Origin of the sequence: Paenibacillus sp. GCM10027630 (genome assembly GCF_042676305.1) — a bacterium.
GTDB lineage: Bacteria > Bacillota > Bacilli > Paenibacillales > NBRC-103111 > Paenibacillus_S.
The window spans coordinates 1-677 of record NZ_JBHTGY010000065.1 but is presented as its reverse complement, the minus strand read 5'-3'; the positions used below and the strand labels follow the sequence as shown (position 1 = coordinate 677).

Annotated in this window: 1 rRNA gene; it reads right to left on the bottom strand. The window is 55.7% G+C overall.

What is annotated here, in order from left to right:
* Positions 1–677: ribosomal RNA gene (locus ACFQ0C_RS31635) — 23S ribosomal RNA — on the bottom strand; the annotation flags it as partial.

The window sequence follows — 677 nt, the reverse complement described above, 5'->3', positions numbered from 1 at the left end:
TGGATAAGCCCTCGACCGATTAGTATTCGTCAGCTCCATACCTTGCGGCACTTCCACCCCGAACCTATCAACCTCGTCGTCTTCAAGGGGTCTTACATACTGGGAAATCTCATCTTGAGGGGGGCTTCACGCTTAGATGCTTTCAGCGCTTATCCCTTCCGTACGTAGCTATCCAGCCGTGCTCCTGGCGGAACAACTGGTACACCAGCGGTACGTCCATCCCGGTCCTCTCGTACTAAGGACAGCTCCTCTCAAATTTCCTACGCCCACGACAGATAGGGACCGAACTGTCTCACGACGTTCTGAACCCAGCTCGCGTACCGCTTTAATGGGCGAACAGCCCAACCCTTGGGACCTACTTCAGCCCCAGGATGCGATGAGCCGACATCGAGGTGCCAAACCTCCCCGTCGATGTGGACTCTTGGGGGAGATAAGCCTGTTATCCCCAGGGTAGCTTTTATCCGTTGAGCGATGGCCCTTCCATTCGGTACCACCGGATCACTAAGCCCGACTTTCGTCCCTGCTCGACCTGTACGTCTCGCAGTCAAGCTCCCTTATGCCTTTGCACTCTTCGAATGATTTCCAACCATTCTGAGGGAACCTTGGGGCGCCTCCGTTACATTTTAGGAGGCGACCGCCCCAGTCAAACTGCCCGCCTGACACTGTCCTCATACCGG